Raw genomic sequence first — 12,789 nt, 5'->3', positions numbered from 1 at the left:
AAGACCTACTCTGCAACAGCTGCTTGGTTATCTGAGTTGCTGTAAATTAATAGTGGTTCTGACTCACCATTAATTACCGACTCATCAATCACAACCTTGCTTACATCAGTTGAAGATGGCAGTTCGTACATAGTTTCTAGTAGAACACCCTCCAAGATAGAACGTAGACCACGAGCACCTGTTTTACGGTTCATTGCTTTCTTAGCAATGGCACGTAAAGCATCTTCACGGAATTCTAACTCTGTATCCTCAAGCTCAAATAATGCTGCGTACTGTTTTGTAAGTGCATTCTTTGGCTCACATAGGATTTGGATTAGCGCTTCTTCATCAAGCTCTGTCAGTGTTGTTGTCACAGGTAGACGACCAATGAATTCTGGAATCAGACCATATTTCACTAGATCTTCAGGTTCTACTTGAGTGAACAATTCACCGATAGTTTTGGTTTCATCTTTTGAACGCACTTCTGCGCCAAAGCCGATACCTGAACCTGTTTCTACACGCTGTTCAATCACTTTATCTAGGCCTGCAAACGCACCACCACAGATAAATAAGATCTTAGACGTGTCCACTTGCAAGAACTCTTGCTGTGGATGCTTACGACCACCTTGAGGTGGAACTGAAGCTACTGTACCTTCAACAAGTTTTAGTAGAGCTTGCTGTACACCTTCACCAGACACGTCACGCGTGATTGATGGGTTTTCAGCTTTACGAGAAATCTTGTCGATTTCATCGATGTAAACAATGCCGCGTTCCGCTTTCGCTACGTCGTAATCACATTTCTGAAGCAACTTCTGGATGATGTTTTCAACATCTTCGCCCACGTAACCCGCTTCGGTTAGTGTTGTTGCGTCTGCCATTGTGAAAGGAACGTCTAGGAAACGAGCCAATGTTTCAGCCAGTAGTGTTTTACCACTACCAGTAGGACCGATAAGAAGAATGTTACTCTTACCTAGCTCTACGCCTTCAGCTGTCGTATCACCATTACGTAAACGCTTGTAGTGGTTATAAACTGCAACTGCTAGCACTTTCTTCGCGTATTCTTGACCGATTACATAGTCGTCAAGATGCTCACGAATCTCACGCGGCGTTGGCAGCGATTCCGATTCTTTCTTAGGAAGAACATCTTTAATTTCTTCACGAATAATGTCGTTACAAAGATCGACACATTCATCACAAATGTAAACAGAAGGACCTGCGATTAACTTGCGAACTTCGTGTTGGCTTTTGCCACAGAAAGAGCAGTAAAGCAGTTTACCGCTACCACCCTCTTTGCTTTTATCTGTCATTCGCTAACCTCTTAGCCTTAACTCTCTATGCTTGAGTGTATATCAATTTGAATCACTTTGCGTTAAACAATTGCCCTGCAATTATTGACCGCGGTGATTAAGAACTGAATCCACCAAGCCGTATTCTACTGCTTGATCAGCAGACATGAAGTTATCACGATCTGTATCGCGCTCAACAACTTCTAGAGGCTGCCCCGTGTGCTCTGCCAATAGTTTGTTTAGCTTTTGTTTGATCGTTAGGATCTCTTGCGCGTGAATTTGAATATCAGACGCTTGGCCTTGGAAGCCGCCAAGTGGCTGGTGAATCATTACACGTGAGTTTGGAAGCACGTGACGCTTACCAGGAGTACCACCCGCTAGTAAGAATGCACCCATAGAGCAAGCTTGACCCATACATACTGTGCTCACGTTTGGCTTGATGAACTGCATTGTGTCGTAGATAGACATGCCTGCTGTTACGCTACCGCCAGGTGAGTTGATGTAAAGATAGATATCTTTGTCTGGGTTTTCTGATTCCAAGAAAAGCAGTTGAGCCACGACAAGATTTGCCATGTGGTCTTCCACTTGACCTGTTAAGAAAATGATACGTTCTTTTAATAGACGAGAATAAATATCGTAAGAACGTTCACCACGGGAAGTCTGTTCAACCACCATAGGAACTAGTGCGTCCATAATCGATGGCATTGTATTTTTTTCTTGGTAGCTCATATTCTTATGTCCCTAAAATAAATGGCCCGAATGATTAAATCATACGGACCATTGTTAGCAGAATTGTTGACCGTACGTCAACCTTCTACGTCAGATATTACTATATTAAGCAGGTTGCTGATTCATTAGCTCGTTGAAGCTAACTTCTTTATCAGAAACTTGAGCTTTAGCGATGATTGCATCAATAGCTTGCTCTTCTAGAGCAACATTGCGCATGTTGTTCATCATTTGCTCGTTTTGCTCGTAGTAAGCAATAACTTCTGTTGGATCTTCGTATGCTGTAGCCATCTCTTCGATGATAGCTTTAACTTTCTCGTCGTCAGCTTTTAGCTCTTCAGTCTTGATTACTTCACCAAGAAGAAGACCTACAACTACGCGACGTTTAGCTTGCTCTTCGAACAGCTCACGTGGAAGTTGGTCAGCAGCTTCAGTGTTGCCACCGAAACGTTGAGCAGCTTGTTGACGTAGAACACCGATTTCTTGATCGATAAGAGCAGAAGGTACGTCGATGTTGTTTTCGTTAACTAGACCGTCGATAGCTTGCTCTTTGATGCGGTTCTTAACAGCTTGCTTAAGCTCACGCTCCATGTTCTTACGAACTTCAGCTTTAAGACCTTCAACGCCGTCAGTTGCGCCGAACTTAGCAACGAATTCTTCGTTTAGTTCTGGAAGTTCACGAGCTTCAACTTTGTTCAGCTTGATAGAGAACTTAGCTGCTTTACCTTTTAGGTTTTCAGCGTGGTAATCTTCTGGGAAGTTTACGTCGATTTCGAATTCCATACCTGCTGTTTTACCAACGATACCGTCTTCGAAGCCAGGGATCATGCGACCAGCGCCCATCTCTAGTGGGAAGTTCTCAGCTTTGCCGCCTTCAAACTCTTCACCGTCGATAGAACCAACGAAGTCGATAGTTGCACGAGAACCAGCGTCAGCAGCAGCTTCAACTTCAGTCCAAGTTGCTTGTTGCTTACGTAGAGTTTCGATCATCTCTTCAACGTCAGCTTCTTTAACTTCTACTGCTGGTTTCTCAACAGTGATGTTTTCTAGACCTTTCAGCTCAACTTCTGGATAAACTTCAAAAGTTGCGTTGAATACTAGGTCAGCGCCTTCGTTGTTTTCAACTGGTGCGAAAGTAGGTGCGCCAGCTGGGTTGATTTTCTCTTTAACGATCGCTTCGATGAAGTGACGTTGCATTACTTCGCCCATCACGTCTTGACGTACTGCTTTGCCGTACATTTTAGCAACCATCTTCATTGGCACTTTGCCTTTACGGAAACCATCGAAACGACGGTTTTTCGCGATGTTGCGTAGTTCAGCTGTAACTGCATCTTCGATGTTAGCAGCAGGAACAGTAATATTAAGACGGCGCTCTAGGCCTTCTAGCGTTTCAACAGTAACTTGCATTATATAAACCTCAAAACTGGCTCAGTAATCTGAGCATATGAGCCGTAACTTAGCTTTAATTCAAAAGCAGACGTTGTTGGCTGCATCCTTGTGTAGTGCTCTATCCGAACACCTAATTTAAAATCGAGCATTGATGTCTGAATTGATTATTCAACCAAACACCAGACTAATCAGCGATATCTTCGTTCTTCACACGTCGATTAAAACGCAATAAAGCTTGTTTTCAGAAACAAGAAAGGTATCTCCGATTAGCCTCAGGACAGAAATTTTAGACGCGACATTCTAGCGATCTGTTTAATCTCTGTCGAGCCGTTCACCTCTGCATGATGATGAATGCTCTAAATTCGTCCAACTAAGTGATACAAAAACGATCAAATCATCACTTAGCACAACAGAAATGGGGACAATAGCGACTTTTTCAAGGGAATCGAGGGCTTTTTTTGCTAAAAACCTTAAAAAGAGATCTTGCTCTTGTTTTACCCCTCAGAGTCGATAACTTTTTCAACAATCCCCGTTACAAACCCTTAACCTACATCCATCTGTTCACTCTCTGCTTTCAGCAAAAACTACCGCTATTTGCTACCATAAACGAGAGAAGACAGGCTTGATTGTTTACCAAAGAAATCAGCGGAGAGCCTTCATGTTTCAAGCTTTTAAAATCCCAATACTGTTAATGGTCACATACAGTTTACTGATGGTGTTTGGCGGTCATTGGGTGTGGAGCACGAGCCATGAAAGTTTGTTAAATGATCATCAATCTAAGCTGGACCGCTTTTCTGTTCATATTTCAAGCCAATTGGATAAGTTCGCGCACATTCCCGAGCTGCTTTCAAAAGACAAAGAGCTGGTCGATGCCCTGCACTCTCCAAGTAACTCTGCGCAAATCGAACTCACTAATCGTTATCTAGAGCACGTAAACTCGGTGATTCAAGCATCCGACACCTACCTACTAGACAGTATCGGCACCACCATTGCAGCCAGTAACTGGAATCAACCGCGTTCTTTTATTCGTCGTAACTTTGCTTTCCGCCCCTACTTTCAAGAAGCGATTATTGGCAATGAAAATCAATATTTTGCGCTAGGTTCAACCTCTGGAAAGCGAGGCTATTATTATTCTTACCCCGTCTCCTATGCCGCCGAGATTATTGGCGTCATTGTCGTAAAGATGGATTTATCGCTGATTGAAGCAAGTTGGAAAGGCAAACAGAGTTTTTTTGTTGCTGACGATAAAGATCAAATTGTATTTATGTCGAGTAACCCTGAGTGGCTGTTCAAAAGCCTTCAGCCGCTAAGCGAAGTACAACACACTCGAATTCAAGAAAGCAGGCAGTATCTCGATACAAAAATAGAAAGCCTGCACTTCTCCGGCGATTTAGACAGTGCCACCAGTCGTATTGAGTCGCCACACAAACTCGTCCAAGAGCAGTTCTTTAGTTCTTCGCGTTTCCTAGCCGAACCAAGACTCACCATACGGGTATTTTCTCCAACCCACTTAGTTTGGTGGGACTTGGTTGCTTACCTTGTGGTTTTGAGCCTAATCTTTGCGATTATTTATCTAACAATGCAGCTCAACCACCATAGACAACAAAGACGAGCACAGATAGACAGGCTGCAATCCGAAGCCAAGCAAAAACTCGAATTTCAAGTGCTTGAACGTACATCGGAGTTACATGTTGAGATCAAACACCGTATCGAAACCGAGCATGTTCTGAGGCAAACCCAAGACGAGCTCATCCAAGCCGCCAAACTAGCAGTGCTAGGGCAGATGTCAGCGAGCATCAGTCACGAACTGAATAACCCGCTTGCCGCGATTCGCAGTTATGCCGACAACGGCCGATTGTTTCTTGCCAAAGAAAAAACCGATCGTGTCGATGACAATCTATCGCGAATCTCGGCACTCACTGATCGTATGGCGAAAATCAGCCACCAGCTTCGCTCGTTCGCCAAAAAATCTACTGCGGAAGAGCTACACACCTTACAAATACTCCCAGTTTTACATTCATCGAAAGAGCTGATGAAGCCACAACTCAAGAGCGAGCGAGTTAAGGTCAACGAACTCCCTGAGACCTTTGATGCTTGCGTGCTCGCCAAAGCCATTCAACTGGAACAGGTGATCATTAACCTGCTGACCAACGCGATTCAGGCGGTGGAACAACAAGATGACAAACAATTAGCTATTCTGTTAGAGATTAGAGAGTCCGACCATCAACAAGCCAATACCTTGCTAATTCATGTCGATGATAACGGCCCCGGCTTCACCTCCCCTTCTAGCGGAAACTTTTTTGAACCCTTCCATACCACCAAGAAAAACGGACTTGGACTTGGGCTATCGATTTCTCAACAAATAATCAACGGAATAAATGGCAAGCTCGTTACCGGTAGTAGCCCTCAAGGCGGTGCTCGAATCAGCATAGAGTTGCCCCTTGTTGGACATGAACAGCAAACAAAAACTCAGCAATAACCAGAATACAAAGAAGTAAAGGAATCACTATGTGTCACGTCTATTTCATTGATGATGAATCCGATCTAAGAATGGCGATTGAACAGAGCTTCGAGCTCGCCGACATTGATGCCGAATTCTTTCCCGATGCGGAGTCTGCTCTGCTCGCGATTCAAGAAAACGGCTTACCTCACGTGATCATCACTGATATCTGTCTACCAGGTCTATCCGGGCATGATCTGCTCAACACCGTGATGCACAAAGACAAAGAGATCCCCGTGATCATGATTACTGGTCACGGCGATATTTCAATGGCCGTTCAAGCCATCCAATACGGCGCCTATGACTTCATTGAAAAACCTTTCGCTAATGAACGCCTAATCGAAACCACTAAGCGAGCGATAGAAAAACGTCAGCTCACACTAGAGAACCTTGAGTTAAAACGTTCACTCAAAGCCAGCCAAGCACTTGGTCCAAGGATCATTGGTGACACGCAATCAATGACGGAGCTGCGGTCTATCATCACTCACGTTGCCGATACCAATGCCGACATATTGCTATTTGGCGAAACAGGCACTGGCAAAGAATTAGTTGCACGCTCTCTGCATGAACAAAGCAGCAGGCGAGAACAAAACTTCGTCGCAGTCAACTGCGGCGCAGTACCTGAAAATCTGATTGAGAGTGAACTGTATGGCCATGAGAAAGGGGCATTCACGGGCGCAGAAAGCAAACGTGTCGGTAAATTTGAATTTGCTCAGGGCGGAACTCTATTCTTAGATGAAATTGAGTCCATGCCAATGCAGGCACAAATTCGCCTGTTGCGCGTCTTGCAAGAACGCGTCATCGAAAGAGTTGGGTCTAATGGTTTAGTCCCTCTAGACATTCGAGTGATTGCGGCAACTAAAGTCGACCTAAAGAAAGCCGCTGAAGAAGGCACTTTCCGCCAAGACCTCTATTATCGACTCAATGTTGTGACCTTAGATTTACCGCCGTTAAGAAGCCGACAAGAAGATATCCCAGCACTCTTCCACCACTTCCTACTGGTCGCTGCGGCGCGTTATGGCAAAACAGCCCCGGCAATTCCACAGAAAGAACTGCACGAGCTTTTAGCCCACGATTGGCCGGGAAATGTACGAGAATTGCGTAACACTGCGGAGCGTTTCGTACTTTTAGGCAAGCTATCTCACTTATCAGACAGCACTTCGGAGTCGACCCAACATTTGTCGTTAGCAGAACTGGTTTGTGATTTTGAGAAAAACACGTTAAAGCAAGCGCTTATTGAGTGTAATGGCAGCATCAAAGAGACGATGGATAGACTACAACTTCCCCGAAAAACACTCTACGATAAGATGCAAAAACACCAGCTAGTGAAAGAGTCATACAGACAAAACGAAAACTAAATTAGATTTGGGAGCAAGATCACCTATACTTATTTTGATAACAGGATGTTATGCAATCAAAGTAATAAGGAAATAACTATGGGTGAGAAAACAAAAGTGCCATCGATTACCGATACTTTCGAGATAGATGGTATTTTTTATGCTGACAATCATGTCGATCTACACACGCCAGAATTAGAGGCAAAACGCGCTTTGTATGAGCAGATAAAGCCTCATTCAAATCGTGGCAGAAATATAGATGAGGAGGTCTAGCGACCTCCTCATTTTTTATGGATTAAATTCCATGTCAGTGAATGACTCAAATAGCTACTTGGTTATGATCTCTGGTCCCATCAAGGTGGTTGGTAACCATGTTGATACCCAAGGTACGTAAGTGACGATAATCAGGAATAAGAACATCACCCCAACCCACGGCAATGCGGCTTTTACCACGTTCATCATCGACATCTTCGCGACCCCGGCGGTCACAAACAAATTGAGCCCAACAGGCGGCGTTATCATCCCTATCTCCATGTTCACCACCATCATGATACCTAGGTGAATTGGGTCGATACCGAGCGCAATTGCAATTGGGAATACCAAAGGAGCAACGATGATCAGCAAGCCTGATGGCTCCATGAACTGCCCACCAATCAAGAGTAAAACGTTTACTACAATCAAAAAGGTGATCGGACCCAAGCCCGCAGATAGCATAGACTCAGTGATCATTTGAGGAATGCGTTCTTCGGTCAGTACATGCTTAAGAATCAGAGCATTGGCAATGATAAACAGCAGCATGATCGTCAGCTTGCCTGCATCGTAAAGTGTGTCTTTGGTGTCTTTATGGAAAAACGTTTGGAACACCTTAACCAAAGCAGGCTTTGTATTGTTCTTGTCAGCGAAAGGCCCCATATCTTTATAGATAAAGTTGGCAATGAAGAAGGCATACACCGCAGCCACTGCCGCCGCTTCTGTCGGAGTAAAGATGCCGCCGTAGATACCACCTAAAATGATGACAATCAGCAGCAAGCCCCAGCTCGCATCTTTCGCAGCTGCGAACATCTCGCCCCAGCCCACAAATGGCTGTGCCGGAATCTTCTTAATACGTGCTGCGATGTAGATAGCAATCATCAACATCACACCCGCCAGCAAACCAGGAATAACGCCACCTAAGAACATACGACCTACCGATACATCGGTCGCCGCCGCGTATACCACCATCACGATGGACGGTGGAATCAAGATCCCCAACGTACCTGCGTTACAGATAACCCCTGCCGCGAACTCTTTTGAGTAGCCGTTTTTGATCATACCTGCGATAACGATACTACCGATCGCCACTACCGTTGCAGGAGATGAACCAGAAAGGGCTGCGAACATCATACATGCCACAACCGACGCCATCGCCAAGCCGCCGCGGAACCAACCCACCATCGCGATAGCAAAACGGATAATACGTTTCGCCACGCCACCAGTAGACATAAAGCTAGAGGCCAAGATAAAGAAAGGAATCGCTAAGAGTGTGTAGTGGCCTGCAAATGCATTAAACAGCGTTTGTGCGACTGAAGCTAATGACGCATCTGAGTGCATCAATAAGAATATTACGCTCGATAAACCGAGGGAAATTGCAATTGGTACACCGACCAACATGAAAGCAATTACCATTAAAAATAGAAATAACATTGCCATGATTAGTCTTCCTTACCGTTAGATTTTGTACTCGACTCATTCGCTTTGTTCTGCGGAGTCGAATTCAATACCGCCGTTGCATCTTCGTCAGGGCCCGCTAGCACGTCTGCTTTCAGCGCATCCAGCTCTTCTTCGGCTTCGTGTCCTGCAATCATGCGGTCAAGCTTGCCTGTGACGACTTGGTAAGCAACTTGAGCAAAACGGAACGTTAGCATTGCCATACCAATCGGCAGCGCCATATAAGGAATAAAACGTGGCAGTTTCTCGTATCGCTCGCCTTCATTCAGCCAGTCAGCAAGAAACTGAAGCATCTCTGGCATTGGAATATCGTCGGTCTCGTACCATGCGCGATCGGTCGCGAATGGGTACCAATAATTCCAAGAACCGATAAGAAGTAAGATTGAAAATGCTAGGCAGCTTGTCACGGCGATGAGCGCATACACTTTGCGTAGCTTTTCTGGGGCAAGGTTGATGATCACATCAACACCAATGTGGAAGTGTTTTTTAACGCCATAAGATGCGCCCACTAACACCATCCAAGCAAACATGAACACGGTCAGTTCCAGTGCCCATAAGATGTTGTCATTGAATGCGTATCGAAATACCACGTTGGCAAAAGTAAGTAGCGTCATTGCGCCAAGGAAAAATGCGATTAGTGACTCTTCAATCACATCCGTAACTCTTCCGACTTTGGAAAAAAGAGAGGTTTCCAGTGCTGATTCGCTAGAATTTGGTTGTTCCATTTGAGGCTTTTCCATAATTGACTCCGCTTATAATTGTTTTAATAAGGAGTGACGAATACTCGCCACTCCCTTAGCGGTGTTATTGGTTTGAAGCTAACGCTGCATCGATAAGGTCTGAACCGATGTCTTTTTCAAACTTCTTCCATACTGGTTGAAGCGCAGTTACCCATGCTTCACGCTGTTCAGGCGTAAGCGTACGAACCTCACCACCCGCTTCGATGATGTTATTTTTGTTCGCTAGGTTAACTTTTGAAGATTCTGCGTTACGAGTCTCAGACACTTCTTGAACGATTGTGCCAAGTTGCGTACGTACATCTTCAGGTAGGTCTTTCCAGAAGTCGTTTGACGTTACAACTAGGTAATCCAAGATACCGTGATTAGTTTCGGTCACGCCGTCTTGTACTTCAAAGAACTTCTTACCGTAGATGTTTGACCATGTGTTCTCTTGACCATCGATAACTTTAGTTTGTAGGCCACCGTATACTTCTTTGAAAGACATCTTCTGTGGGTTAGCACCCAGTTGTTCAAACTGAGCCACCAATACATCCGATGCTTGAACACGGAATTTCAAACCTTTTGCATCTTCAGGGCTGATAAGAGGTTTGTTCGCCGACATCTGTTTCATGCCATTGTGCCAAAACGCAAGACCTTGCAGGCCACGACGCTTCATCGCGTTCTTCAGCTTTTCACCAGATTCTGAGTTTTGGAAACGGTCAACGGCTTCTACGTCTTCAAATAGGAAAGGAAGGTCAAAAATGCGGTATTTCTTAGTGAACTTCTCAAATTTTGACAGCGATGGCGCCGCCATTTGAACATCACCATTTAACAGGGCTTCCAGTACCTTATTATCATCGTAAAGTGTTGAGTTAGGGAAAACTTGCATACAAGCTTTTCCATTCATTTCTGTGTTTACTCGCTCTTCCAGTAAAGAAGCGGCGATGCCTTTCGGGTGCTTATCGGTATTGGTTACATGACTGAATTTAATCACGATTTCACCAGGGTCACAGTTTGCAGCGGCATTAAAACTTGTGAGCGCCAGAGCAGATACAGACAGCAGGGTAAGAGGCTTAAACATTATTATTCTCCTTAGTAAACAAAGCAGCCCTTCAATGGGAACTGCGTGCTTTCACTAAGGCAATTAACGCGCCATATTGATACAAAACATTAACAAGCCTTTAACCGCAAGGCTTCATCATCGTTGCCAACATGAGTCGCCAGCTCTTTGCAAAATTTAATGGGTGGAAAATGACACATAGAATATTTATAAATGGGTGGGAGTTGACCAAAGCATCAATGATAAATGAGGTCTGACCAAAAGCCCCTTTCACGAAGATGCCTTGAAGTAATTTCGACCTATCCTGTAGAGTGCTGCACAACTTAGTCAGATTTACTGATCCACTATAAACCAAGAGTTGCTACCAATGAGTCAGATCTACCATCACCCAGTACAGATTTACTACGAAGATACCGATCACTCAGGTGTGGTTTATCATCCTAATTTTCTCAAATACTTTGAGCGTGCACGCGAACATGTGTTGGGCAGCGATAAACTGGCAGAGTTGTGGAATGAACATGGACTAGGCTTTGCAGTCTATAAAGCCAATATGACCTTTCAAGACGGCGTTGAGTTCGCAGAGATCTGCGATATCCGAACCTCTTTTGAGCTCGATGGCAAATACAAAACCTTATGGCGACAAGAGGTATGGCGTAAAGATGCAACCAAACCTGCCGTGATTGGTGATATCGAGATGGTTTGCCTAGATAAAGACAAACAACTTCAGCCTGTACCCGCAGAAGTATTAAAAGCGATGCTTGGCGAAACGAGTTAACCAATATTACGAATGGCTGAGAGCGAGCCGTGCTCAAGATTAGAAGCTAAAGGTTCTAGTGTAACGAACGTAAACTCAGCCAAGTAGCTTCGATTTGGGGAAGCACTTAATCTCTAATTGCATAGGAAGCGTTGCACCACCAAGCGTCACGGCAAATCGAAACTGGTTATCCAGCCTTCCTAAACTGCATTGCCAATCTGTTGAAGTATTGTCATTTTCAGCAGCATCCAACCCTACACCGTTATGGACAATGATTCCTCCATGTAACTCTGGTCGTAAACCCGACGAATGAACTGGCAGCGTTTGTTGAGTTAGATTGGAAAAATCGAACGAAAAACTTTTCAATGATGTGGCCAACCCCTTACCTGTCGCTTTGATGTACGACTCTTTCAGTGCCCACAAATCAAAAAAACGTTCTCTTTGAGATACCTCATCCAGCTCGAGTAAATCGTTAATCTCAAATTCCGAAAAGTAATGCTTCATGATCGCCGCGATGTTGGTCGAGCTTCTTGCATGTTCTATATCCACCCCAAGCTGTAGTGGTTGCCCTTTCGTTCGGCAGACAGCAATCAGTAAATGATCTTGACTGTGGCTAATATTGAAATTCAGTCCGGTTTTGTGTTGCTGCTCTGCAATCAAGCTTGGTTTGCCTTTTTCACCATACTCAAATCGCCACTCTTCAGCCGTCAAATCAGAGTAGATCGACAGAACCTCTCGTAAGTAGTTACGAACATAGAGCGCTTGGATCTGAGATGAAGGCATTCGATAACGCTCAACCTTAGCGACTTCATCGTCGGTCAGTTTCTGTTTAAGGCACGACACATGATCAGTACCTTCATCCAAATTGCTTAGAGAACAAAGCCACAAATCAACGACTGGTGTTTCCATCTTTTGAGCACTCACTTCTTAAAAATCACTATTCATAAAGCCATCAATAAAACATCAAAACGAACAAATTTAACTCACCTATGTTTTGAGAGAAACATAGAGAATTTGGGCAGGAAACACCCTTCATATGCGGACTTAAAACTAATTTTTCAAATAATAACAAATTAAAACACAGATCACACTTAGCCTTACAGAACAGTCATCTATTAAATGTTACTTACAAAAATCTGACATAGATCTCACCAAGTCAAAAAATAGAGCATAAACACTAAAAAACTACTCATATCCATTAATTATCAATAAGTTAATTGCATTAAAAATACAAAAAACAAAAGTTCAGTAAAATCATCTGGTCTGAACAGATCATAGTGGCCTCTGGGAGCATTGTATCGGCCACTCACCTCGGGTAGCCTGCTCAACCAT

The 12,789-nt window shown here is 44.2% G+C and carries 11 protein-coding genes and 1 pseudogene; 4 read left to right on the top strand and 8 right to left on the bottom strand.

All coding sequences use genetic code 11. The features are described from left to right. Positions 1-5: 5 nt before the first annotated feature. From clpX to AB4307_RS12400, 4 genes and pseudogenes are all read right to left on the bottom strand, one after another. Positions 6-1,286, bottom strand: coding sequence for an ATP-dependent protease ATP-binding subunit ClpX (gene clpX, locus AB4307_RS12415; protein WP_009847283.1), 1,281 nt, complete (start codon positions 1,284-1,286; stop codon positions 6-8). Between the two features lie 81 nt (positions 1,287-1,367). Further along, positions 1,368-1,994, bottom strand: a complete 627-nt coding sequence (clpP, locus tag AB4307_RS12410; RefSeq protein WP_004736080.1) for an ATP-dependent Clp endopeptidase proteolytic subunit ClpP — start codon at positions 1,992-1,994, stop codon at positions 1,368-1,370. A 105-nt stretch (positions 1,995-2,099) separates the two neighbouring features. Continuing rightward, positions 2,100-3,398: a trigger factor gene (tig, locus tag AB4307_RS12405; protein ID WP_017065881.1), complete on the bottom strand. Its 1,299-nt coding sequence runs from the start codon at positions 3,396-3,398 to the stop codon at positions 2,100-2,102. Positions 3,399-3,692: 294 nt separating this feature from the next. Beyond that, positions 3,693-3,875 (bottom strand): annotated as a pseudogene (locus AB4307_RS12400) (hypothetical protein); the annotation flags it as partial. A 163-nt stretch (positions 3,876-4,038) separates the two neighbouring features. Here AB4307_RS12400 and AB4307_RS12395 point away from each other — a divergent pair. The 3 genes from AB4307_RS12395 (at position 4,039) to AB4307_RS12385 (ending at position 7,490) form a co-directional block, all read left to right on the top strand. After that, positions 4,039-5,859, top strand: a complete 1,821-nt coding sequence (locus tag AB4307_RS12395) for a sensor histidine kinase (RefSeq protein WP_372131991.1) — start codon at positions 4,039-4,041, stop codon at positions 5,857-5,859. Positions 5,860-5,888: 29 nt separating this feature from the next. After that, positions 5,889-7,238 (top strand): sigma-54-dependent transcriptional regulator, encoded by a 1,350-nt coding sequence (locus AB4307_RS12390; RefSeq protein WP_102320185.1) that lies wholly within the window; start codon positions 5,889-5,891, stop codon positions 7,236-7,238. 78 nt (positions 7,239-7,316) lie between these two features. Continuing rightward, positions 7,317-7,490 (top strand): hypothetical protein, encoded by a 174-nt coding sequence (locus AB4307_RS12385; protein WP_017060624.1) that lies wholly within the window; start codon positions 7,317-7,319, stop codon positions 7,488-7,490. A gap of 54 nt (positions 7,491-7,544) precedes the next feature. On the opposite strand, the gene AB4307_RS12380 is transcribed toward AB4307_RS12385, so the two are convergent. From AB4307_RS12380 to AB4307_RS12370, 3 genes are all read right to left on the bottom strand, one after another. Continuing rightward, a complete protein-coding gene (locus AB4307_RS12380) occupies positions 7,545-8,906 on the bottom strand; it encodes a TRAP transporter large permease (protein ID WP_017060625.1) in 1,362 nt (453 codons plus the stop codon). A gap of 2 nt (positions 8,907-8,908) precedes the next feature. Then, a complete protein-coding gene (locus AB4307_RS12375; RefSeq protein ID WP_029235189.1) occupies positions 8,909-9,664 on the bottom strand; it encodes a TRAP transporter small permease in 756 nt (251 codons plus the stop codon). Positions 9,665-9,728: 64 nt separating this feature from the next. After that, the gene (locus AB4307_RS12370; protein ID WP_017071719.1) at positions 9,729-10,724 is read right to left on the bottom strand and encodes a TRAP transporter substrate-binding protein; all 996 of its coding nucleotides are present in this window, start codon (positions 10,722-10,724) and stop codon (positions 9,729-9,731) included. Between the two features lie 346 nt (positions 10,725-11,070). Here AB4307_RS12370 and AB4307_RS12365 point away from each other — a divergent pair, with 346 nt between their 5' ends. Beyond that, positions 11,071-11,478 (top strand): thioesterase family protein, encoded by a 408-nt coding sequence (locus tag AB4307_RS12365; RefSeq protein ID WP_004736070.1) that lies wholly within the window; start codon positions 11,071-11,073, stop codon positions 11,476-11,478. Positions 11,479-11,553: 75 nt separating this feature from the next. On the opposite strand, the gene AB4307_RS12360 is transcribed toward AB4307_RS12365, so the two are convergent. After that, positions 11,554-12,366 carry a 4'-phosphopantetheinyl transferase family protein gene (locus AB4307_RS12360; RefSeq protein WP_017060627.1) on the bottom strand — a complete coding sequence of 271 codons (813 nt, stop codon included), beginning with the start codon at positions 12,364-12,366 and terminating at the stop codon, positions 11,554-11,556. Positions 12,367-12,789: the final 423 nt, after the last annotated feature.

Source organism: Vibrio sp. 10N.261.52.C2 (assembly GCF_041471425.1).
GTDB classification, from domain to species: Bacteria; Pseudomonadota; Gammaproteobacteria; order Enterobacterales; family Vibrionaceae; genus Vibrio; species Vibrio crassostreae_C.
The sequence above is the reverse complement of the archived record's forward strand: the minus strand, read 5'-3'. Positions and strand labels throughout refer to the sequence as shown.

Coding starts and splice junctions, on each gene's coding strand:
- clpX (WP_009847283.1), bottom strand. CDS start 1,286: ATGACAGATAAAAGCAAAGAGGGTGGTAGCGGTAAACTGCTTTACTGC.
- clpP (WP_004736080.1), bottom strand. CDS start 1,994: ATGAGCTACCAAGAAAAAAATACAATGCCATCGATTATGGACGCACTA.
- tig (WP_017065881.1), bottom strand. CDS start 3,398: ATGCAAGTTACTGTTGAAACGCTAGAAGGCCTAGAGCGCCGTCTTAAT.
- AB4307_RS12395 (WP_372131991.1), top strand. CDS start 4,039: ATGTTTCAAGCTTTTAAAATCCCAATACTGTTAATGGTCACATACAGT.
- AB4307_RS12390 (WP_102320185.1), top strand. CDS start 5,889: ATGTGTCACGTCTATTTCATTGATGATGAATCCGATCTAAGAATGGCG.
- AB4307_RS12385 (WP_017060624.1), top strand. CDS start 7,317: ATGGGTGAGAAAACAAAAGTGCCATCGATTACCGATACTTTCGAGATA.
- AB4307_RS12380 (WP_017060625.1), bottom strand. CDS start 8,906: ATGGCAATGTTATTTCTATTTTTAATGGTAATTGCTTTCATGTTGGTC.
- AB4307_RS12375 (WP_029235189.1), bottom strand. CDS start 9,664: ATGGAAAAGCCTCAAATGGAACAACCAAATTCTAGCGAATCAGCACTG.
- AB4307_RS12370 (WP_017071719.1), bottom strand. CDS start 10,724: ATGTTTAAGCCTCTTACCCTGCTGTCTGTATCTGCTCTGGCGCTCACA.
- AB4307_RS12365 (WP_004736070.1), top strand. CDS start 11,071: ATGAGTCAGATCTACCATCACCCAGTACAGATTTACTACGAAGATACC.
- AB4307_RS12360 (WP_017060627.1), bottom strand. CDS start 12,366: ATGGAAACACCAGTCGTTGATTTGTGGCTTTGTTCTCTAAGCAATTTG.